This window comes from Corynebacterium sp. HMSC076C10, from assembly GCF_001812455.1.
GTDB classification, from domain to species: Bacteria; Actinomycetota; Actinomycetes; order Mycobacteriales; family Mycobacteriaceae; genus Corynebacterium; species Corynebacterium jeikeium_D.
In genome coordinates, this window is record NZ_KV809100.1 from 26,097 (window position 1) to 48,100 (window position 22,004).

Annotated in this window: 15 protein-coding genes; 10 read left to right on the plus strand and 5 right to left on the minus strand. The window is 56.0% G+C overall.

The features are described from left to right. Positions 1 to 133: 133 nt before the first annotated feature. The 4 genes from HMPREF2857_RS03280 to HMPREF2857_RS03295 are packed head-to-tail and all read right to left on the minus strand — an operon-like array spanning position 134 to position 4,866. On the minus strand, positions 134 to 1,600 hold the full coding sequence (locus tag HMPREF2857_RS03280) for an ABC transporter ATP-binding protein (protein WP_246819595.1): 1,467 nt from the start codon (positions 1,598 to 1,600) through the stop codon (positions 134 to 136). After that, positions 1,597 to 2,388 carry an ABC transporter permease subunit gene (locus HMPREF2857_RS03285; protein WP_070642723.1) on the minus strand — a complete coding sequence of 264 codons (792 nt, stop codon included), beginning with the start codon at positions 2,386 to 2,388 and terminating at the stop codon, positions 1,597 to 1,599. Before HMPREF2857_RS03285 ends, HMPREF2857_RS03280 begins: the two co-directional genes overlap by 4 nt. Beyond that, complete coding sequence (locus tag HMPREF2857_RS03290) at positions 2,385 to 3,332, minus strand: ABC transporter permease (RefSeq protein WP_070602252.1); 948 nt, start codon at positions 3,330 to 3,332, stop codon at positions 2,385 to 2,387. The genes HMPREF2857_RS03285 and HMPREF2857_RS03290 overlap by 4 nt, the downstream gene beginning before the upstream one ends. A gap of 1 nt (position 3,333) precedes the next feature. Continuing rightward, positions 3,334 to 4,866, minus strand: a complete 1,533-nt coding sequence (locus HMPREF2857_RS03295) for an ABC transporter substrate-binding protein (RefSeq protein WP_035010183.1) — start codon at positions 4,864 to 4,866, stop codon at positions 3,334 to 3,336. A gap of 164 nt (positions 4,867 to 5,030) precedes the next feature. Between HMPREF2857_RS03295 and HMPREF2857_RS03300 the strand changes: the two genes are divergently transcribed. From HMPREF2857_RS03300 to HMPREF2857_RS03330, 8 genes are all read left to right on the plus strand, one after another. Continuing rightward, positions 5,031 to 5,999 (plus strand): TauD/TfdA family dioxygenase, encoded by a 969-nt coding sequence (locus HMPREF2857_RS03300; protein WP_070602250.1) that lies wholly within the window; start codon positions 5,031 to 5,033, stop codon positions 5,997 to 5,999. After that, entirely contained in the window at positions 5,996 to 6,988 is a 993-nt protein-coding gene (locus HMPREF2857_RS03305) for an ornithine cyclodeaminase (RefSeq protein ID WP_070429116.1), read from the plus strand. Before HMPREF2857_RS03300 ends, HMPREF2857_RS03305 begins: the two co-directional genes overlap by 4 nt. After that, positions 6,982 to 8,370: an alanine racemase gene (locus HMPREF2857_RS10865; protein WP_083310491.1), complete on the plus strand. Its 1,389-nt coding sequence runs from the start codon at positions 6,982 to 6,984 to the stop codon at positions 8,368 to 8,370. The genes HMPREF2857_RS03305 and HMPREF2857_RS10865 overlap by 7 nt, the downstream gene beginning before the upstream one ends. Positions 8,371 to 8,388: 18 nt before the next feature. Beyond that, positions 8,389 to 9,450 carry a PLP-dependent cysteine synthase family protein gene (locus tag HMPREF2857_RS03310; RefSeq protein WP_070602248.1) on the plus strand — a complete coding sequence of 354 codons (1,062 nt, stop codon included), beginning with the start codon at positions 8,389 to 8,391 and terminating at the stop codon, positions 9,448 to 9,450. Then, complete coding sequence (locus HMPREF2857_RS03315) at positions 9,432 to 10,886, plus strand: MATE family efflux transporter (RefSeq protein WP_070602246.1); 1,455 nt, start codon at positions 9,432 to 9,434, stop codon at positions 10,884 to 10,886. The genes HMPREF2857_RS03310 and HMPREF2857_RS03315 overlap by 19 nt, the downstream gene beginning before the upstream one ends. Positions 10,887 to 10,960: 74 nt before the next feature. Then, entirely contained in the window at positions 10,961 to 12,994 is a 2,034-nt protein-coding gene (locus HMPREF2857_RS03320; protein WP_070642724.1) for a galactan 5-O-arabinofuranosyltransferase, read from the plus strand. 132 nt (positions 12,995 to 13,126) lie between these two features. Beyond that, a complete protein-coding gene (locus tag HMPREF2857_RS03325) occupies positions 13,127 to 16,525 on the plus strand; it encodes an arabinosyltransferase domain-containing protein (RefSeq protein WP_070642725.1) in 3,399 nt (1,132 codons plus the stop codon). 40 nt (positions 16,526 to 16,565) lie between these two features. Continuing rightward, a complete protein-coding gene (locus HMPREF2857_RS03330) occupies positions 16,566 to 17,594 on the plus strand; it encodes a TIGR00730 family Rossman fold protein (protein WP_070642727.1) in 1,029 nt (342 codons plus the stop codon). A gap of 27 nt (positions 17,595 to 17,621) precedes the next feature. Here HMPREF2857_RS03330 and HMPREF2857_RS03335 read toward each other — a convergent pair whose 3' ends face one another. Continuing rightward, positions 17,622 to 18,572: a glycoside hydrolase family 25 protein gene (locus tag HMPREF2857_RS03335; RefSeq protein WP_070642728.1), complete on the minus strand. Its 951-nt coding sequence runs from the start codon at positions 18,570 to 18,572 to the stop codon at positions 17,622 to 17,624. A gap of 106 nt (positions 18,573 to 18,678) precedes the next feature. Between HMPREF2857_RS03335 and HMPREF2857_RS03340 the strand changes: the two genes are divergently transcribed. Then, positions 18,679 to 20,712 (plus strand): M13 family metallopeptidase, encoded by a 2,034-nt coding sequence (locus tag HMPREF2857_RS03340; protein WP_070642730.1) that lies wholly within the window; start codon positions 18,679 to 18,681, stop codon positions 20,710 to 20,712. Positions 20,713 to 20,972: 260 nt separating this feature from the next. Then, on the plus strand, positions 20,973 to 21,938 hold the full coding sequence (locus HMPREF2857_RS03345) for a sugar-binding transcriptional regulator (RefSeq protein WP_070642783.1): 966 nt from the start codon (positions 20,973 to 20,975) through the stop codon (positions 21,936 to 21,938). The last annotated feature ends 66 nt before the right edge of the window (positions 21,939 to 22,004 follow it).

Here is a 22,004-nt window from a genome sequence, read left to right on the forward strand (position 1 = left end):
TAAAACCCCAGGGCTGTTTTCTGAGGAGGGCGAGAAGTGCAAGAAACTTGAGAGTTTCTTGCACTTAGGCCCCCTTTTCATCCTTGACCCCACTTTTAGCGCCTGGGCTCAGACAACCAAGCGTGTATTGGTCTCAACCCACAGCTGCAGTTCCAATTGGGATAACCGTGGAGCAATACGATTGCAGCAGCTCATCATCGTGACTGACTAGAACTATGCCCATTCCCTCGCTGTTGAGTTCTTGCAGAACGCTCATCACTTTGGTCGCTGCTTGATAATCAAGCGCCGAGGTAATTTCATCGCAGAGCAGGAGCTTTGGGCGCACGGCTAGAGCACGTGCGATTGCAACACGCTGCCTCTGCCCTCCAGAGAGTCCACTTGGCTTACGCTGTGCGAGCTGCTTATCGATACCGACTTTATCGAGCAAATCTATTGCCGCTCGGCGTGCGTCACGGCGTCCCCTTACCGACACCCGGGCTGCACGCGCTACGGCATCGAGCGCGGTCATTTTCGGGTTCAACGTAGAGGCAGGATCCTGCGGAACTATCTGCATCATCAAACGATTCTTCCGTGGCCATGTACGCTTAGCTTCACGAGTTACACCAGCGATTTCAATCTCACCCGACTCTGCGTGGTTTAGCCCGATTAGGCACCGAAGTAGTGTCGACTTTCCGCTTCCCGACGGTCCCTTGACCCCAACCATAGTGCCACGCTGTACAGCGAAAGAGAGGCCCTGAAAAAGAGTCACGCGTTCATTATTCACGCAGCTCAGGTTGGAAACTCTTAAGACTGGAGACGCGCCCGCCCCTGCCCCCGCCCCCGGCATAGATTCACCGATCGAGGCTTTGGATAGTTCTGTGACCTGGGTATCTTTCGTTACCAAATGCAGGATTTGATCAGTCTTCGTCCCTGCACTCTGGCGTTCCGCAATCTGGCATTTCGAACCGTTTTCTTCGATTCCATTCCCGACAACCGCGACTTTGTCAATGCCAATCGCGAGCTTAGGAACCTGGTGAGCGGTGAAGATGACCGTAACACCGCTATCCGCAATGTCCCTGAGCAGATGAGCGATAACCGTCGATGTACCGGAATCGAGGCCAGCGAACGGCTCATCGAGAACAATTGCTTTAGACGAACGTGATAGCGCCCGAGCTAATGCCACCCGCCGCTGCTGCCCACCGGACAGCTGGTGAATCCGCCGGGAAGCAATGCTGGCGGGGAGATCTACACGTCGCAACAACGCTGCAACGTCGGTGCCTGGGGCCAACTCCCGGAGCAACCGGGCTACTGACATCAATGGCGGCAGCTCAGCACCCGGATCCTGCCCTACGAAAGCAATATGTTCACGGCGAAAACGGGCTAGTTCAGTTTCTGACAACTCCAACGGGTTTAAAACTCGGCATTCATTGGATTCGACAGAGATCGCGCCAAATACTTCTGATTTCTCCGGCACCGCACCGATCAATGCCTTTAAAAGTGAGGTCTTTCCAGAACCGCTCTCTCCTGTTAATACCGTAACTTCGCCTGCGCGGGCAGTGAGCATTGTGCGGGGTAGGATAACGTGCCGACCTTGCCTCACGGAAATATCTACATCAATCACGAGATAGACACATCCTTCAATTCCTTCTGGTCCCCATTAATTAGTGCCACTACAGCAATCGATGTCGCAGCCAATGCAGCAGCCGGTGCAAGCACTGACCACGGGTTAAGAGATATTCCGCTTGCGTTGTCACGCACCATCGCTGACCAAGCGAATTCACCTAAACTTCTCCCGACCCCAAGGAAACTCGCTGTTGCCAGAACATACAGTGCCTCGATAATGCGAAGACTCCACACCGAACGAAGTACAGCCGAAATATTGGGAATGATGTCCCGAAAAATTATCGAGACGGTCGTTGCGCCACTGCCCTGTGCAGCCTGAACATAGCCAGCGCTAGCAACGGGATAGGTTGCGGCAGCGACTACGCGGGCGGCGTATGGAGTACCGACTGCGACAGAAACGCTGATAAGTAAAGGCAATCCTCCATTGGGATATAACACAGCGGTTAAAAGCAAAAGAATTACTGCGGGCACCAAGATGGTGACATCCGCCACTGCTTCAATAAAGAAGCCCAGTTTTGGCTTTAGCGACCCCAAGATACCGAATAGAGCGCCAAATGCCGTGGTCAAAGAACCGACGATAATTGCAGTTACGACCAAGGACCGGCCACCGACAAGCACTGCAGCGCCCACGCTTCTCCCCAGGTGTTCTGTTCCTAGGAAACCCTCCTCGTTACCGTTAGCGAAGGGCACGCCATGCGCCGACAGTTCAATGCCAAACAAACCAGCAGCGACCGGTCCGCCTAACACTAGGGCGATAAAGGCCCCCGCTAAAAACCTTCGAATCATAGTTGCACCTTCGGGGTGAATGCGACTTTTATTGCATCTGCCACAGTCAGAAACACCAATATGATCGCCCCTGTTACAGCAAGTACGGCAAGAATCACCGAGATATCCCGTTGCGCGACTGCATTAGACACCAAAAGCCCCACTCCAGGATGGTTAAATAACGCTTCGACTGTGACTGTCCCTGCTACCAAAACACCTGCTGTTGTAGCCATTGAAGTAGCAAATGTCGGTGCGGATAGCGGCAGGATATGTCGAAGTGCCAGCTGATTTCCCACGATTCCGTTTAGCTCAGCATTGCGGACCGCAGTGTTGTGAGAAGCATCCTCGAACGCTGCGAAAAGCATTCTCGAATTCCAGGCCGCCTGAGGAATTACCAGCGCCATAACCGGTAATGCGTACATACTTATCTGGGTTGGCAAGCCTTCCGCGGTTATAGTGACCGCGGGAAACCAACCAAGCCAGAGAGAGAATACCGCTACCAGAAACACACCAACGACAAACTCTGGTAGCGCAATTAATGCCACTGTCGATCGGTCAATAATGTGCGAAATCCAGGGTCTTTCAGCACGTGAAGCCCAAAAAATGGCGATTGCTACCGAAAGAACAGCAGTGACTAAAAATGCCATACCAGTTGTTGCCAGCGTCACAGGCAGCGCTGAACTCAGCAGATTAATAATCGGTACTCCGTTTACGGAAGTACCAAAGTCGCCCGCAAACGCACTTCCCAGCCAGCTCAGGAAGCGGGCCATAAGCGGCTTATCAAGATTCAGGTTTCTTTCTAGCGCTGCCAGAGCTTCCGGGGTCCGGTTTGCGCCCAAGATTGCGGAGGCAGCATTACCGGGCAGCCAATCAATCGCTACAAAAACAAGTCCGAGAACTGCGAAAAGTAAGCCTCCACGAATTATCAGCCGAGGAATAAGCCAACGCGCGATTTCCGCTGGCACACTAAGCCTTCTGGACGGTTTCAAGAAGGACACGACCATAGCCTGGAGCCTTAGGCAGACCACTCAAATTAGCTCTCGCAATATCGACTCCGTCAGATGCACCCCAGACCAGATACCCGGATCGCTCGAACTCAATCTTCTGCAGCTGGCGGCTTAGCTGGTTAATTCTCTCAGTATCGGTGCTTTCCAGTACCTGGTCATAGATCTCGTTGAATTCAGCATCATCAAATGCGGTCTCATTAGAGGCCGCGTCACCGTCGAGAACCTTCCCAGCGAAGAAGAGCACAGAATCATTAGTTCCCCAATAGCCACAATATAGGTCTGCCTTGGTCCATGTCTCGTCGTAGAAAGTACCCGAATCCTGCTCCACTACATTGAGAGTCATGCCGATTTCTTTCACCTGATCAGCGATAACCTTCATCGCCTCTACTTGACCCGGAGCCTCAGGGGTAACGTACAAGTCATACGTTTTCTCAAGGTCAAAATCTGCCTCTTGGAGGAGATTCTTCGCTTTCACAACGTCACGCTTACGCACTAACGAAGAATCCAGGTTCGAATCTGCCGTTCCAAGAATGTCGTTTGCAGGGGTTCCATAACCGGAGAGAGCTCGTTGGATGATTTGCTCCCGATCAACTGCAAGGCGCAGCGCCTGACGAACTTTCACATCTGAGAAAGGCCCATCTGAGGTACGCATGATTAGTGGAATAACCGAGTCATTCATCCGGCGCACAATCTTTATATCTTCATTTCCTTCGACGGATCGGGCCGCAATAGGACCCGCAGCTTGAGCTAAGTCAATTTGCCCGGACAACAGCGCATTAGTCATTGCGGTGGAGTCTTCAAATGGAATGACATGGACCTCAGCAACTCCTGCTACTGTTCCGTGATAGTTATCGAAACGCTTGAGCTTAGCAGAACCATTTTCCCAACTGACCAGCTGGAACGGCCCCGATCCAATGGGCTTTTCAGCAGAGGAACCCTTCTTCATCACGAAGGTCATCAATCGCGCAAGCATCGGAAGCTGTGAATTCGGTTCCGCAGTTTCCATCACAACGACGTTGGCTCCAGCAGCACGAATGCTATCAGGCATCACTGGAAGCCGGAATGAGTTTTCCTCATCCGAAAGCATCTTCTTCAACGACCACACGACATCTTCAGATGTGACCGAGGAACCATCATGGAAGGTAGCACCGTCGGCAATCATAAATTCCCACTCAGTCGGATTATTCTGTTTCCATTCCTGCATCAGGCGTGGCACTACAGTTTCTTTCTCGCCCGGCACCGTCAGAGCCTCCCAGATCAGGGAGCTAATAAGCATATCTGAATCATTAGGCAAAAGCTGGTAAGGGTCTCGTTGAGCGCTTGCCGCTTTCCCGAGAGCCCCAACACGCAGCACATTAACGTTTTCGACTTCATCCCCACTGGCAGCCCCATCCCCTGCCGTCGACTCTCGTGACGTACACGCCGTCAGAAAAGTGCCTGTCCCAATAACTGCCATTGCAGCGAGGAATTGGCGTCGAGAAAAATTGGTCATGATGGTTCCTTAATCTCTAAGAAAGACTGCCCACAGGAGAAAAGACATAGCTAACAACTACAGCAGCAGTAAAGCTTAGGCAAGCCTACTAACGAAATTCTTTTAAGAATAATTACCTAGGCCACCCTTTACAGCATAGGCTACCCTCACCTAATCTCTCTGTCATGCAGCATTTGCACCTGAGCCAAGAACTCTCACACAGGATCGTTAAAGCTGCCGACGAACTGGCTGCGACACAGAAGATTAGCTCTCCCGACTCGTACAATGCCATCAATCATCTTTTGACTGATGAGCTGGAGGAACTGAAAGAACTAATTCTGCTCTCCCCTACTGCCCATGCCACTTCCATCCATGGACTTCCCTTCCCTGCAGTTCACGGACCTACCCCAGCCACGTGGCAGGAATGCGTTGGCAAGGTCCGAACCTGGAGATTCGTTCTTGCGATCATCGCTAGCGCTGTCGGTCGCCCATTCGGATGGTTCGGACAGCAGAAAGGCCGTATCACCACAGACTTGGTGCCGACCCGCGGCCAGGAGAACCAGCAAGTTGGCGCCAGCAGCAACACCACATTGACCCTGCACACAGAAGATGCTTTTCATCCGCGGCGCGCGACGCACTTCGCTTTATTTGGTCTTCGTAACCCCAAAAATGTCGGCACTACGCTGGCCCCCATCGATGAAGCATGGCATCTACTCGATGTAGATTCGAAAAAAATTCTAACCGGGGACGGAGCCATCATTATTCCAGATGCATCTTACGGTGATTACGAATATGCAGCTCCTACTGCCATGACATCAATCTGGAAAACTGATGGCAATTTAGGCATGAGGTTTGACCCCGCCTACACAGACAAAAATTCTGGAACCTTACAGTGGTGGGAGGCATTTGAGAAGCTTCAACAGGCTCTTCACACTGTCACCTATACGGTGCCTATAAAGCCAGGTCAGATGGTCATCATCAACAATGACCGATGCGCCCACGGACGAGTACCTTTCGTAGCCAACTACGACGGGACCGACCGCTGGATGCTACGCATCAACATTATGGGAACCAAAAACACACGCCCCATCAATGAAATCAACGAACCCGGCTACGGCCAACACATCCGATTTATGGATGGTGAAATCCTATGAAACAGCGAACTAACCTGACCGTCCTCAGCAGATCAGAATTAGCTCAAATAAAAATTTCACCCGAGTCCGTACTCGAGTCGGTGAAATCCGCTCTCATCGAGCTCGACCAGCCAGGAACTCTGTGCCCAGGGAAAATCAAAGTTGAAGTACCTGAAAGCGTGAGTTACTCGATGGTCGGCAGAAGTCGTTCTTCAAATTCCGTCGGATTCAAGACTTCCTATACCCATTGGAGCAAAACTCACCAACAAAGCGCCAGGGATAGAAGCTATTACACGACCCTCACACTGTACGACGATTCCAGCGGATATCCTATTGCACTTCTCGACGGCGCTGCGGCAGGAACTCTCAGAACCCCGGCAGTCTCAGCGCTATTGGCACAGTATGCTGGTGCAATTCCTCAGAGCGCTCTCATCATCGGTTCGGGAACCCAAGGACAAAACGCAGCCCCTTTTCTCCTTGAAACCTTTGAAACATTAAACACGATTTATCTCGCCGGCAGCCACAGCGTGGGACTAGAGAAAGGCGCCAAGATTGCATCAACAGCAGCAGTGAAGCTTGGCCGAAAAATAAAAATCAAGATTGTAGACGATCCTACAACTGTGAGTTCAAACTGTGATCTCATTATCGGGGCCGCTGGACCTGAGACTCGTTGTACTGTCACAGCATCCGATATTCCCCGGCACGCAACCGTCGTTGTTGTGGGCTACGGAATCGCCCCTGATATCTGTCATCAAGCGAGCAGAGTCATCACGACGAGTATCGAACAGATGAATGTTACCGGTCGCGATTACGCTGACACCGATGGTCGGTTGCCGAATGTCCATGCCGAACTATCCGATTTGCTCCGCAAAGGGCGCAAACTGCCTCGTATTGACGAAACTACGTTTTGCTATAACAGCGGACTAGTTCTAACCGATATCGCTGTCGGCCAAATCCTCGCCAAGGAAGGTCTTAAGCAGGGATTCGGGACGGAGATATCCCTGTGGTAAGTGCCATATCATGCAAGATTGATGTTCCAAGCTGGCAAACGGCTCTGATTGGCTCAGGGAAACTTGACTTCATTGCTGAGCTTTCCGACACCCCTTTTCATGTCCTTTGCCCAAACCAATTTGCTCAAACACTTTCAGCCTGGCATACAACCGCTAAGGAAGTCGGCATTAAATTCGGTATCCGGTTTGGCAAAAAGGCAAATAAGTCCGCGCACTTCAGTCGCGAGATAGCACTGAGTGCTCTTCGTGGTTTCGACAGTGGAATCGATGTCGCCAGCGTCGAAGAGTTCCAATCATCTCTGGCCGCTGGTGTACCAGGAAATAAATTAATCATTACTGGTGCTACACCGAGTCGAGAACTTATCCATTTGGCAGTTTGCCACGATGCAACTCTAACTATTTCCAATGAAGTAGATTCAAGAATAATTTCCCAATTTGTCGACGAAATCGATACGCCTAATCAGCTCCGAGTTCTTCTCCGGATTGCGAACCAAACCCCCTCCACACGGTTTGGTATGAGCATCGATACCGCCTTGTCTCTAACCGCTCGTCTTAGCCAAGGCCGTGCCAACATCGAAATTACCGGCCTAAGTTTCCACTGCAACGGTTATGACCTCCACGAGAGGATAAACATGTCGCATCTGGCAATCGACACCCTACTCAAGGCGCGCTCCCTGTCTCCACGGGCCGACACTATTTCCATTGGAGGTGGATTTCCCACAAGCTCAGTCGAGTATGGAGTCTGGCGAAACCTGCAATCTCGACTAAAAAACGAAATGTTCATAGATTCGGATAAACCTAAAGACCAATATCCGTTCGGATCACCTTTATCCGGACAATACTCACTACGGTTTATAGCTAATCAACATCGCCCACTGACACGTCGAGATATGGAGTCCACTCGACGCAGCTCGGACTCCATGGCTCAGCGCGCTCATCGTCACAACATAAAGATTTTGGCAGAGCCTGGACGGTCTTTATGCCAGTTCGCGGGTGCTAGTTTCTTTCCTGTTCTTTCGTGTCACGCATTGCCCAATGCTGCACGGACAGTAACTGTCGTACGTGGAACTAGTCTCAGCCTCTCAGAGCAATGGTTCAACTCGGAGTATTATCCGGACCCATATCTTGTGCGTAACGGAGTCATTATCGACTCGGGAGTAGCTACCGCAACAGCAGTTTCCGGATCAACGTGCTTAGACAGCGATTATCTCAGCAAAAGAATGATTCAACTCCCCGACAGGCCTCGACCTGGAGATTTCCTAGTCTATCCCGACACAGCCGGGTATCAAATGGACTCGAACGAGTCTGCTTTCCACGGATATCGGATTCCTCAGAAATACGCCTTTAATCCTGTCACCATGACCATCACGGAAGATCGCTAGAACAGAGGCCAAATAAAGATGCCAAGAAGAATTTATACGCAGATGTCTCAACTCATTGGCAATACTCCTCTGTTCGAGCTTGTCTGTACTCCCCAGAAAAGTCGCGTTTTGCTTAAGCTCGAGCAATTCAACCCAACTGGAAGTGCGAAAATCCGGATGGCCCAGTCGATGATTAAGGCGGCAGAGCAGGATAACCGACTTCAAGAGCATGGCACTATCGTTGAATCGACTTCCGGTAATACTGGACAGGGCTTAGCACTTCTTGCACTTGAGCGCGGATACGACTTCGTAGCAGTCGTCGATAATCATTCTTGTAAAGATAAATTGAACTCCATGCGTGCAATGAATGCACAGATGTGCTTCGTTTCCAATCAAGATGACGATTCGCTCGCCACATCGGCTAGAGAAAACCATGCTGAGGAGCTCGGCAAACAACACGGCTGGGTATTCATGAAGCAGCATGACAATGTCGCAAACTCGATGGGTTATTACCCTGCAGCTGATGAAATTTTGAATGATCTTGGGGAAAGTCCGACTCATATCATTAGTGCCGTAGGCACAGGTGGAAGCCTCTTTGGAGTTACTGAACGTCTCCATCAATTGGGACACCGTCCCACTATTATAGGCGTCGAACCGGAAGGTTCCATTGCATTCGGTGCTCCTGGACACGACTATTGGCAATCTGGAACGGGCACCCCCGAAGGTGCAGTTATCGGCACTTCAGTTCGCTACGACTTACTCGACTACGGAGCAAAGGTATCCGACAAAGCAGCTTTCGCTGCATGCCGAACAATCGGAAAGCACATGGGGCTTCTACTGGGAGGATCTGCTGGCGGAGCCGTAATAGCAGCCCTCGAGCTCCTGCCGGGCTTTCCCGCTGGCTCTACATCGTTGACCATGGTGTGCGATGGAGGGGAAAAGTATCTAGATACCGTATTCAACGATGAGTGGATGTCCGAACGTGGTTTACTCGATGTCGCCCTCGAGGACAAGATTTGGGCACAAATTACGTCATTGCGCGCTGGGAAAAGTTCAATTCCGCTAGGTTCAACACGAATTTCATGGTCGAAGGAAAAGTAGTGCCCGGTACTACCTCACAGAACCTAAATCGTCAGCTTTTGGCGATGTCTCTTCCCCTCGCCGGCACACAGCTTGCGAACATCGCAATCTCAACCACGGACACTCTCATGATGGGTCAACTTAGCCTCGAGGCTCTGGCTGGCGGAGGCTTGGCAGTGGTGTGGTTTAACCAAGTACGCACAATGGCTGTGGGCCTATTAACACCACTGGGCAATAGGATTGCGTCGGCTCATGCGCTGTACGAAAGCAAATCTCGCGAACGAGCGGACTCTGAACTATCTGTTACTACGTTGCAAGGCGAAATTCGCAATCTTTCACGCACCGGCTGGTTCCTAGCAACTGCCAGTGGCCTCGTGGGAGCACTAGTGCTAATCGGGATTGCCTACGCGCTGCCATTTTTCGGCCAGTCCGCTGAGATTAGTTCCGCAGCCACTTCCATGATGTGGTTGCTCGCGCCAGGTCTTGTTCCTTGTTTGTGGTTCCAAGTCTCCCGTCAGTTTTGTGTAGGCCTCGGCAAACCAAAATCGCTACTACACATAACCGTGGCGATGATCGTAGTGAATGCAGCGTTGAACTACGCGCTCGGTTTTGGATTCGGGCCGTTTCCTGCATTGGGTCTGCTAGGCATTGGACTGTCCACCACACTGGTTCATTTATTGTCGGCCCTAATTTATCTGCGAATCACCATCCGAGATCCCGACCTCTCAACTTTTCTTGCCCTCGATTTCTGGAGTGCCGACGGAGACACGATGCACGGAAGGCTCCGTCACCTCGTCCGCACTCAGCTTCGTCTGGGGCTTCCAGTCTCAGCAACCTACGGAGCCGAAGCGGGCATGTTTTCTGTGCTGGCGATGGTCATGGGATCCTTTGGCACAGAAGCACTCGCAGCGCACAACGTCGTCTATCAAATAACCTTTATTGTTTTCCAGATTGGTGTTGGGTTCTCCCACGGCAGCTCTATTCTTGTGAGTCGCGCTTGGGGTCTGAATGACAACTCCCTTGCACGCCAAGTCGGCATTCGAACTCAAACGATGATGGCTGCCATCGTTGCTGTTGCTTCCGTCAGCTTTCTTTGCGCTCCCCGCCTCGTACTTTCCCCATTTATAAACAGCTCCGAGAAATCCAATGCCACCGAGACATTAAGCATCGCATTGGGGTTGTTGGCTATTGGCGCAGTGATGGAATTTGTCGATACTGCACAAAACATAGCTATCGGTCTCCTGCGCGGGATTAGCGACACCACTACTGGTTTGAAGGCATCCCTCACTGGTTATTGGATTATAGGTTTGCCAGCTGCTTTAGTACTTGCTTTTCCCATCGGTCTAGGGCCTCACGGGGTGTGGTGGGGATTGGTCATCGGGCTTGCCAGTTCTTCAATAATCCTTTGGAGAGCTTTCCTTCTCGCGACGCGTAAAGACCTTACCGTGAAACTCTAAAGAACTCGTCCCTCAAAGCGATATCCACGTCGCAGGTATCCGGTCGTTCACGTTCGTGTGCAACACTTAAAAGCATGGTTGACAAGCAGGCCGACACCTCATCATGCAGCGAAGCCCAACAGGCTTCGCCAGCTTTTGACGAAACTACAGAGTTTTCCACAAACCGGCTCGCAGGCGAGTTCACCGACGAAGATCGCTACGAGATCTTCAATGATGACCAGCTCTCCCTCAAGGCTGCCCTCCTCTACCTGGTCGCAGCGCTTGTGGGCGGTTCGGTTATCGCTCTGGCGTCCTGGTTTGTGTTCCACCGCCTGTCGCTGCCGGCCTTCGGCGGCTCGCAGCTGACCAGGGCGGTCGCAACAGCGCTGATTGTCATCACGCTGACGCTCACCACCGTCCTGCTGTATTTCTTCGCCACCAAGGGCAAAGACAATCGCCCCCGGTGGCTAACGTGGTTGACGTACCTGATGGCTTACATGTCACCGGCCATTCTGGTGGTCTCTGCCGTCGGCCTGCCGCTGGGCTCGACCAGGCTGTGGCTGGACGGCCTTTCTGTCGACCAGGAGTTCCGCACTGAATACCTCACCAGGATGGCCGCGGAGCTTGGCCTGCATGACATGTCGTACATCGACATCCCGTCTTTCTACCCCGCTGGTTGGTTCTTCCTGGGCGGACGCCTGGCCAATATCCTGGGCATTGCCGGCTGGGAGGTCTTCCAGCCCTGGGCGTTGATGACACTCGCCGCTGCTGGCTGTGTTTTGGTTCCGGTGTGGCAACGCCTGAGTGGCTCCCTGCCAGTAGCCACTGGCATTGCGCTGACAACCACGGCCGTCGCCCTGGCCACTGTCGCCGATGAGCCCTACGCCGCAGTCGTTGCTATGGGTCTTCCGGCGATGACCGTGATGGCCTGGCGCGGTCTCACCGGCGCCTGGTCCGCCATGTTTGGCGTGCTCGTCTTCCTGGGTATTTCTGCGACTTTCTACACTCTTTACACTGCCGTAGGCGCGCTTATTGTGGTCGTGTTGGCCGTGGTCGCGTGGACGTCGTCAAGCTCTTGGATGCCCGTAGTGCGCCTGATCATTATGGGCGTGGGGTCGATGCTGATTGCGGCGACGGTGTGGGGTCCGTACATGCTGGCGGTTGCGACGGGGGCACCGCGCTCGGGCGCGACAGCGACGCACTACCTGCCCCCGGAGGGCGCGCAGCTGCCTTTGCCGATGCTCGCCGCCAGCGTAATCGGTGTGCTGTGTTTCATCGGCGTCGTGCGCATGCTGGTCAGCGCCACGGAGCCGGATGCCCGCGCGCTCGGCCTGGGCACGCTGGTGCTCTATGGCTGGGTAGTTGCCTCGATGGTGGCGACGCTGCTCGGACGCACGCTGCTGGGGTTCCGCCTCACCGCACCGATTACGTTCATGTTGATTGCGGCTGGTGTGGTCGCGCTTGCCGACGCCCGTCTCAACGGCATCGAGAAGTATTGGCCGCAGGCGGCACCAGCTCACATTGCCAAGCGTGTCTCCGCGGTAATGGCGGCAGTCTTGCTGCTGGCGGGCATTGGCTACGCGCAGTCGATTCCGAATAAGTTGCATGGTGCCATCGACTTGGCGCATACCGACACCGACGGTAACGGCGAGCGCGCGGACCGCTTCCCACCGAATGCCGGGGCGTGGTACTCAGCGGTGGACCAAACGCTGAAGGAGGCCGGGCTCGATCCGGCCCAGACAGTGGTGCTGACGGATGAGAAGAATTTCCAAGCACTCTATCCCTGGTACGGATTCCAGGCGCTGACCAGCCACTACGCTAACCCTCTGGGTGAGTTCGACCGCCGTAATCAGGCATTGGAGGAATGGTCGGAGATTCGCGACCCCGATGAGCTCGTGCAGGCAATGGACGAAACGCCGTGGCGCGGACCGGATGCCATTGTGCTGCGGGGCGAGGTTGAGACATCTGATGGCGAGGATGCCGCTCCACTGACGTTGGACATCGCGGATGATATCTATCCGAACAATCCGAATGTGGTCTTCCGGAGCCTGAATTTTGCCCGCTCTGCATTTGAGAAGCACTGGGAGCTAAACCAGGTCGGCCCGTTCGTAGTGGCGGTTCGCAAGTAGGTATTGGCAAGTAGGTATTGGGCGGCTATCCCCTGCTATAAACGTGATTCCTGTTACTAATGTGGAAACTGTGATGTAACTTTCGCGTTGCAAACTCAAAGAAAAACGCCAATTACCGTAGTATCTTTCCTTGTGACTGCCGAAACTAAAGAAATCAAAGAAAGTGTCGACGGCTCACCCGAAGTGACCATCGACCGCGTGGAGAGACCGCCTATGGACGGCCCCTCTCCTACGACACTGACTCGTTGGACAGCGATTATCGCTGGAATCGTCGGTTTCATTTGCTTTGTCATCACACCGTTCCTCCCGGTCGTGAATACTCAGTCCTCCGTGTCTTGGCCTCAGCGCGACACACTGAACTCAGTGGATGCACCGCTTATGGCGCAGGCACCGTTGGATCTGAGCATCGATCTGCCTCTGTCGCTGACGGATGAACTCTCCGACAAGCGGACAACCCTGTTGTCGACTATCCCCCCGACCGCGGATAAGCCGACCAAACGGGGTCTGATGGTGCGTTCGGGCAAGGACGGCCTCGACGTCATTCTGCGCGACAGCGTGGTGATGAGCCTGGATAAAAAGGAGCTTGCCAGCAACAAGGGCAAGATCCTGGAGATCCGCTCAAACGAGCATGAGACCACCGTCAACATCGACGGCGCCAAGAACTCAGATGGTGAGAAGCTCACCGCCACCACACACGGCGATTACCGTCCGCAGGTCACCGGTATCTACACTGACCTGCCCGCTGACGGCGACGCGGCCAAGGCCGTAGCCGATGGACTCGATGTCCACATGAACATCGACTCCCGCTACACCTCACACCCGACAGTGGTGAAGTACATCGTCATGTACTTGGGTCTGCTTCTGACGCTGGCTTCCCTGGTCGCGTTGGCTCGCATTGACCGTATTGATGGTTCCCCCTTCACTCCGCTGTTCAAGCGCGGTGCGTTGAAGCCAACTCCGCTGGACATCCTGGTCGGCACGATTTTGGTTGTTTGGCACTTCATCGGTGGCAACACCTCCGATGACGGTTACATCTTCACCATGGCGCGCGTCTCCGACGAGTCGGGTTACATGGCGAACTACTACCGTTGGTTCGGCGCTCCTGAGTCACCGTTCGGCAGCCCCTACTACGACCTGCTGTCGCTGATGGTGAAGGTGTCCACCTCATCTCTGTGGATGCGACTACCGGCGCTGCTGTCCGCACTGCTGGTGTGGTTCATTATCTCCCGAATGGTTATCCCGCGCCTCGGCGACAAGATTGCCCAGCGCCGGGTGGCCTACTGGTCTGCTGCTGGTGTGCTGTTGGCCTTCTGGCTGCCGTACAACAACGGACTGCGCCCGGAGCCGGTCATTGCGCTGGGATCCCTGCTGACCTGGGTATTCATCGAGCGCGCAATTCTGACTCGACGCCTGCTGCCAGCTGCAGTCGCAGTGGTTATCGCCACGCTGGCACTGGGCTCGGGCCCAACGGGCCTAATGGCAGTTGCTGCCCTGCTCGCAGGCATCCCGATGCTGGTGCGCATTGTCGTTGAGCGCCATAAGGCTCTCGGTGGTGGTTGGCAGGCCCCACTGATGCAGATTGCACCGTTCCTGGCTGCGGGCACCGCCATCTTGGTCGGTGTCTTCGGCGACCAGACTTTGGCCACGGTCCGCGAGTCCATTCGCGTCCGCAGCATCATCGGCCCGTCGGAGCCTTGGTACAACGAGTACGTCCGCTACTACTGGCTGGTGCTGCAGTCGGTCGACGGCGCCTTCCCACGTCGTTTCCCGGTTCTGATTGCACTGGCGTGCTTGACCATCACGATTGCCGCGCTGCTTCGTCACCGCACCGTTCCGGGGGCTCTGGCCGGCCCGTCGGCACGCCTGGTGTTCATGTTCATCGGCACCATGTTCTTCCTGACCTTCACGCCGACAAAGTGGACGCACCACTTCGGCGTATACGCGGGCATCGCGGCTTCCCTGGCAGCACTTGCCGCCATGGCCATTAGCCATTGGGTAGCAGGTAACCCGCGCAACCAGCTGTTCTTTGCCGGTGGTATCACCTTCATCCTCGCTTTCTCGCTGATGGGCATTAACGGCTGGTGGTATGTGTCGTCCTACGGTGTGCCGTGGTTCGACAAGACTATTCAGTTGCGCGGCCACCAGCTGGGTTCAGCAGTATTGGCTCTAGCCTTGCTACTGCTGCTGGCTGGTGCCGTAATGAACTTCGTCCAGGAGTTCCGCACCAAGCCGAAGTCGCAGGAAAAGTCGGCACGCGCGCGCCGCATCAATGCAGTTGCATCGTCCCCGATTGCAGTGACGACGCTGCTGGTGACGATGTTCATGGTGGCTTCACTGGGCAAGGGCGCAGTATCGCAGTACCCGGCATACTCGGTCGCCGCGGGCAATATCCGCTCCTTGGCTGGTCAGACATGTAATATGGCGAGCGATGTGCTGATGGAAACCGATCCGAACGATGGCTTCCTGAATACCGTCGATGGCAAGCCGCTAGCGGAATCGTTGCGCGGTGGCGGCAAGAACCGTGGCTTCGACCCGAACGGCGTCCCGTCAAATATGAAGGCCGAAGCTGTGGACACCAGCCAGAGCCAGGCAAGTACTGCCGACACTGATGATCAATCTACTGATCCGGAAGCCACAGTTGAGGGCGGTTCCGCGTCGGGCACCGACGGCGGCAAGCGCGCCGACAAGGGTGTCAACGGCTCGCAGGTCGAGCTGCCATTTGGCTTGGATCCGGATAAGGTGCCGGTGCTTGGCTCCTACTCCGAGGACATTCAGCGTCCTGCAAGCCTGGAAACTTCCTGGTTCCAGCTGCCTGAGATTGACGAGGCCCACCCGCTACTCGTCGTATCGGCGGCCGGCCGTATCTTCCACCACGACATCAACGGTGTGGCTCAGCAGGGTCGCAAGCTGGTGGCAGAGTACGGTCGCAAGGGCGGCGACGAGGATGGCTTCGAGGTCCTCTCCGAGTCGGAGCCGATTGATATCGGCCCTGCTCCGACCTGGCGTAACCTGCGCTTCCTGACCGAGGAGATCCCAGAGGGAGCGACCGCTGTGCGACTGGTCGCGGAGGACAATGACGTCTCCGAGGATCAGTGGCTGGCACTGACCCCGCCGCGCCTGGCCGAGCTGCAGTCGATGACTGATGTCATTTCGCCGGAAACTGCGACTATCCCGGACTGGCCGGTTGCCTTCCAGTTCCCGTGCCAGCGTCCGTTCGACCACTACGCAGGTGTCGCAGAGCTTCCGGAATACCGCATCACTCCGGACCGTGGCCTGAAGGTCGTCGGTGCAGATGTCTGGCAGTCGGTCGATGGCGGTGGTCCGCTCGGATTCTCCGACGCTGTGAATGAGGCTACGTCCGTACCGACTTACCTCAAGAACGACTGGCGCCGCGACTGGGGTTCCGTCGAGAAGCTCTCGCCACGTCCGAATAAGGACAAGGTCAAGCCGGATGTCGCCGAAATTGAGTATGAAGATATCACTCGCTCGGGTCTATACTCGCCCGGGAAGATGATTGTGAAGGATCCCTAGGCAAAGGAGCCTCGGTGCCTCCTTCACCTAAGGAGCCCGAGTGACTGCACAAACCCGTTCCATCGTTGTCGCCGCAATGGTTGTGACTGACCCGGTGGGACGGGTTTTGTGCGTTCGTAAGCGGGGCACGGATACGTTCATGCTGCCCGGCGGCAAGTTCGAGCCGGGTGAGTCCGTCGATCACCCGGAGGTCACCGCCGCGCGCGAGGTCTCCGAGGAGCTCGGCGTGGACATCGACCTATCGCTGTTGCGTCCGTGGAATATCGCCCGTGCGGCCGCCGCCAACGAGGCGGGCTTCGAGGTCGTCGGCCACCATGTGCGCTATGTCGGCGAGTTCACCGATGAGCTGGCGAACGTTCAGCCCCACGCCGAAATTGAAGAGGTCCGCTGGCTCGACCCCTGGCTACCGACCGGGAAAATCGCCCCTATGCTGGTCGAAACCACTCTGCCGAAGCTCCGCGAAGAGCTGCCCCAGCTTGCCGCTGGCCGTGAGCAGCCACAGCGCGCACTGTCGTCACTGACTGTCTTCTGCGGCTCCGGCTTCGGCAACGATCCCGCCTGGCGCGTCACCGCCGAACGCCTCGGCCAGACACTCGCGGAAAATCGGGTGGAGCTCGTCTACGGGGGCGCGGCGATTGGTCTTATGGGCACGGTTGCTAACGCGTCGCTTGACGACGGCGGCAGTGTCACCGGTGTCATCCCCGAGGTCCTGGTCAAGAAGGAAATTGCCCATCCGCGGCTGACTCACCTGGAAACTGTTGCGACTATGGCCGACCGCAAGTCGCGCATGTATGAGCTTGGCGATGCTTTTGTTGCGCTCCCCGGCGGCGCGGGCACGCTGGAGGAGTTCTTCGAAGTGTGGACCCAGCAGCACCTGGGGATTCATGCCAAGCCAGTGGCGTTGCTGGGTCCTTCGGGCTTTTGGGAGCCGCTGTTGGCTCTGCTCCGCAACGTTGTGGATGCGGGTTTTGTGCGGCCGGAGCTTCTCGATGCGCTTATTGTCGTCGACGACGTCGACAAGCTCCTGCCTGCGTTGCTTGCGTGGCGTGCGGGGCGGACGAAGTTTTAGCCCGACCCCAGACCCCACAACATCCTGCTAGTGAGCAGCAGCCAGCTGCTGCAGCTCAGTTTCGGTGCCGTTGAAGACGTCCTCGTCCACGTTGGTCGGGATGCCATCGACGCGGCCGGTGGAGGAACGCTGCCAGAAGGCCATACTCTCCCAACCGCCCGGCAGTGAGGTCGGAGCGCTGTCTTCGTAGGCGGCGAGCCACAGCGGGTAGTCGGTGAAGTCGGTCGAGTTACCCATCGGGTTCTGCCAGAACCAACGGTAGGTGTAAATCATCGGGGTTTCGCCGGTCTTTTCCTCTACGCGCTCGAGGAAGTCCTTGGTCCACTTTTGCAGCTGGGTTGGGTTGAGGCCATTGTCTAGCTCGATGTCAAGCACAGGCGGTAGCGTCTTGTCTGTGGAGATTTGTTCATCGCGCTGCTGCAGTGCTTCTACGTACTGGTCAGCCTGCGCGGTTGCGGAGCGATCCGGGTGTGCCTTGTGGTAGCTGCCCACGTACAGACCGGCCTTCGCTGCAGCAATGGAGTCCTCGAGGAAGTACTTCTGGTCACCTTCGACACCGTCGGTGGCCTTGATGAAAGCGAACTTCTGGCCGCTGGCTGCGACCTCGTCCCATTTCAGCGCGACGCCACCTGGGCGCTGCCACTTGGAGACGTCCACGCCGGTCGGCCCCATGTTGAAGCCAGTGCGAGCCGAGTTAGACGATGCATTCTCGGTGGATTGAGACTCAGCGCTCGACTCAGAGTTAGTGGACGAACCGTTGGCATCAGAGCCCTGCGACTCCTGAACAGTCAAAAAGTCGAGCGACCCCTTGGAATCAGCAGCGGACTGGTTGGAGTGTGCAGATGCGTCCTGTGTTTGTGCGTCTGCCGGTGCAATAACACCCAAGGTCAGCGGCGCAACGGCCACGATACTTGCCAAAGTGGCGCGTCCCGGGCGTCGCTTCAACACCGCGTTCGCGGAAAGTGGAAGAAATTTCATGGTTTGCACCTTACCCCCTAAACCACTTCAGCCCCATTCGTAAGCCTAAACTTATTCCACCCCTCCAGTCACAGCTTCAATCCGCCCTTGCCCCTAGACTGGCGGCATGACAAATAGCACTAATACTGAGACCCAGTCCGCAACGCCCCAATTCTCAACAACTCCTCGCCCGCAGGATGACCTCTACTTGGCCACCAACGGTGAGTGGATTAGCAATCACGTCATCCCGGCTGACCGCCCCATCGATGGCGCCTTTTACAAGCTGAGGGATGAGGCGGAGGAAAACGTCCGCGAGCTCATCACCACTGCCGCCGATGCGGATCCGAATTCCCGCGTCGCTCGCTTGTACAACTCTTTTATGGACGAAGCCGCTATTAATAACGCCGGCGCAGCTCCTCTCGCGCAGGATCTAGAAATGATTGCCTCCGCCGAGAACGCGCATGAGCTGGCGTTGGCGCTCGGCCACCTCGACCGTCTCGGTGTCGGTGGTGCGCTCGGGTACTGGGTAGAGAAGGATTCTGGCTCGGACCTGGACGCTCTCTATCTGTTGCAGTCGGGTCTCGGCCTCCCGGATGAGGCTTACTACCGCGAGCCGGGTCACGCCGACACCCTCGCTGCCTATGAACAGCATGTTGCCGCTATGTTGAAGCTCCTCTCCTCGCATGACGACGGCGCGGGGGACCTCTCCACCGCGCTTGCTGCATTCGAGTTGGTGGACCCGGCCGCTGCGGCGGCGCGCATCGTGGCTTTTGAAAAGCGAATTGCCGCTGGTCACTGGAATGTGGTCGATACCCGCGATGCACTGAAGACCTATAACAAGACGGTCATTGCTGACCTCCCCACCGGCTTCCCGGTCGCGGAGTGGCTCGCGGCCACCGGTGTCAATGAGACGAACCAGACTGCCATCGACACCATCGTGGTGATGATGCCGTCGTACTTCGAGCACTTAAGCAAGCTGTGGCAGGACACTGACCTGGCAGATCTGCGCCTGTGGGCACTGTGGCGCGTCCTCCACCAGCGTGCCGCCTACCTGTCGGATGACTTCTCTGCGGAGAGCTTTAACTTCTACGGCCGCACCTTGCGGGGTTCGACCGAGCAGCGTGCACGCTGGAAGCGTGGTGTTGCCTTTGCGGACGGGGCGGTTGGACATGACGTCGGCAAGCTGTATGTGGAAAAGCATTTCCCTCCGGAGTACAAGGAGCAGGTCCTGGAACTGGTGGACTACCTGCTGGCGGCGTACCGGGAGCGCATTTCGCAGCTGCCGTGGATGACGAAGGCGACGCAGGAGCGGGCACTGGAGAAGCTGTCGCTGTTTAAGGCCAAGATTGGTTACCCGGAGCGTTGGCGTGACTACTCGGCGATGGAGCTCGGGGATTCACTGATGGACAATGCTCGCGCTGCCAGCGCTTTTGCGCATGATTATGAGGTGGCAAAGCTGGGCACCCCGGCCAATCGCGATGAATGGCATGGCACTCCGCAGACGGTCAATGCTTTCTACAATCCAGTGGTCAATGACATCACGTTCCCGGCTGCGATTTTGCAGTCTCCGTTCTTCTCACCGGACGCTTCCCCGGCGGAGAACTTCGGCGGTATCGGTGCGGTGATTGGCCATGAGATTGGTCATGGTTTCGATGACCAGGGCTCGCAGTATGACGGTCACGGCAACCTTCACCAGTGGTGGACCGATGAGGATCGCGCAGCTTTTGAGAAGCTGACCTCCGCACTGGTGGATCAGTACGAGGGCCTGGTTCCGCAGGCTCTGCGCGAGCAGGCCGAGGAGGGCACTGACCTACCTGGTGTCAACGGTCGCTTTACCCTGGGCGAGAACATCGGTGACTTGGGCGGGCTTGGTATTGCTGTCGTCGCTTTCCGCCGTTTCCTCGCTGCCCGCGGAAAGGAACTCGGGTTGGAGGACACCCCCGAGACCTACCGTGACCTGTTCAAGCAGTGGGCACTGGTCTGGCGTTCCAAGATTCGTCCGGAGTTTGCACGTCAGCTGCTTGCCATTGACCCGCACTCGCCGGCGGAGTTCCGCTGCAACGTCATTGCCAGCAACATCGATGAGTTCCATGAGGCCTTCGGCACTTCAGCGGGGGACGGCATGTGGCGTGAGCCGAATGAGCGCGTGAATATCTGGTAATTCTGCGGGAACCCAACCTGCGCTGCCTTATCCTCCGATGCTTTCCGGGCTCTCCGACGCGTTCCAGCAGCCTCCGGGGACAGCCAACGCCTCACCGTTTACTACAAATGCAAAAGCTGACTTTTTGTTTTTGCAAACGTGGAACTAAAATCACAGGTGAGGCGCACGCTTTCCCGATGATCAAATCGGGCAGGGCCCCAATCAAGCGAGGTTCCTGTTACAAGTGCGCTTGCTAAGTGCTCTTGCTGGAGGAGGCCGCTGTGGACACTCGCGACATCCAAGCACTCACCGCCGTCAAACTCTATTACGGCGAGGGGCTCACACAGTCTCAGGTTGCAGCCGAACTCGGGGTTTCCCGTCCAACGGTCTCTAAACTGCTCAACCTTGGCCGCGAGCGTGGTTACGTGCGCATTGAGATCCACGATCCGCGCGAGGAAGCCTCAGAGACCGCTACGCAGATGCGGGATCGCTACAAGTTGAACGATGTGCGCCTGGCGCAACCGGCACGCGCTGGCAACGCGGTCTTGCTCCGCGAGTTGGGGCGTGTGGGCGCCGAGCTTCTCGACGAGCTGGTGGTCGACGGTACCCTTCTCGGTGTTTCGTGGGGCAAGACCATGTACTCCGTATCCACGCAACTGAAGTCCAAGGATGTCTCGGGCGTGGAAATTGTGCAGCTCAAGGGCGGAATGAGTCATTCCGATAAGTCGACGAATGACATCCGCACTATTGGCGGGTTCTGCCACGCTTTCCATGCCTATGCCCGCACATTGCCGCTGCCGGTGATTTTCGATTCGGTCGAGACCAAGCGCATCGTGGAACAGGATCGGTTCATCGCCAGCGTTTTGGCGCTTGGCCGGACGGTGGACATTGCCGTTTTCACTGTCGGCGCAGTCGACCATGATTCGCTGGCCTTGAACTTGGGGCAGCTGTCGGCAACCGAAAAGGACTTACTCGTGGAGCGCGCAGTGGGCGATGCCTGCTCACGCTTCTACCGCCCGGACGGTGGCATTGCGCTGCCAGAGGTCGATGCCCGCACGGTAGGTATCAGCCTCTCTGACCTGCGCCGAATCCCCACTCGGGTACTTGTCGCCGGTGGCGCACACAAGGCCGAGGCCATCGATGTGGCCCTTCGAACAAAGTTGGCCACTCATCTGGTCATTGACGATGCCACTGCCGAGCGCCTACTTTCGCTGGACTCATCGGACTCATCGGACTCATCGGACTGACCGGGCTCGCCAGTCTCACCGTCTAGCCCCTGCCCCTCCCTCTGCCACGGAATAGCCGTCTCGGGA

Coding starts and splice junctions, on each gene's coding strand:
- HMPREF2857_RS03300 (WP_070602250.1), top strand. CDS start 5,031: ATGCAGCATTTGCACCTGAGCCAAGAACTCTCACACAGGATCGTTAAA.
- HMPREF2857_RS03315 (WP_070602246.1), top strand. CDS start 9,432: ATGGTCGAAGGAAAAGTAGTGCCCGGTACTACCTCACAGAACCTAAAT.
- HMPREF2857_RS03305 (WP_070429116.1), top strand. CDS start 5,996: ATGAAACAGCGAACTAACCTGACCGTCCTCAGCAGATCAGAATTAGCT.
- HMPREF2857_RS03340 (WP_070642730.1), top strand. CDS start 18,679: ATGACAAATAGCACTAATACTGAGACCCAGTCCGCAACGCCCCAATTC.
- HMPREF2857_RS03320 (WP_070642724.1), top strand. CDS start 10,961: ATGGTTGACAAGCAGGCCGACACCTCATCATGCAGCGAAGCCCAACAG.
- HMPREF2857_RS03295 (WP_035010183.1), bottom strand. CDS start 4,866: ATGACCAATTTTTCTCGACGCCAATTCCTCGCTGCAATGGCAGTTATT.
- HMPREF2857_RS03335 (WP_070642728.1), bottom strand. CDS start 18,572: ATGAAATTTCTTCCACTTTCCGCGAACGCGGTGTTGAAGCGACGCCCG.
- HMPREF2857_RS03285 (WP_070642723.1), bottom strand. CDS start 2,388: ATGATTCGAAGGTTTTTAGCGGGGGCCTTTATCGCCCTAGTGTTAGGC.
- HMPREF2857_RS03310 (WP_070602248.1), top strand. CDS start 8,389: ATGCCAAGAAGAATTTATACGCAGATGTCTCAACTCATTGGCAATACT.